The organism is Streptomyces hilarionis (assembly GCF_024539675.1).
GTDB classification, from domain to species: Bacteria; Actinomycetota; Actinomycetes; order Streptomycetales; family Streptomycetaceae; genus Streptomyces; species Streptomyces hilarionis.
This window is the reverse complement of sequence record NZ_JAHHIT010000639.1, coordinates 1-300: the sequence shown is the minus strand read 5'-3', so window position 1 is coordinate 300 and position 300 is coordinate 1. Positions and strand designations below refer to the sequence as shown.

Genomic DNA, 300 nt, shown 5'->3' with positions numbered 1-300 from the left:
TACCTGCTCTGCGACCAAGACGATACAGTCAAAATTCATGTCATCGCTACAGACCAGTAACGGCACGATTGTGGAGCTTCCATCCTCCGCCGGGATGATGCGACGGTTCGCAAGAGCGTTTTCGTCTTCGTCGATAAGCCAGATCAGAGAAAGACCAAGGCTTGCGACGTCTGACCATTCGAGATGAGTGGACAGCCATTGCTCAATGCCAATGCCGTCAATCATTTACCATGCGCAAGCGCTCTTGGCGAATCCAGGTCGGTAGTAAGCGGCGCTGATAACTTGGTGCATGGCGAAGTC

Annotated in this window: 1 protein-coding gene; it reads right to left on the bottom strand. The window is 52.7% G+C overall.

What is annotated here, in order from left to right; translation table 11 throughout:
• The coding region (locus KMS84_RS44405; protein ID WP_256921537.1) for a hypothetical protein at positions 1-225 on the bottom strand (225 nt) is incomplete at its 3' end.
• Positions 226-300 lie beyond the last annotated feature (75 nt).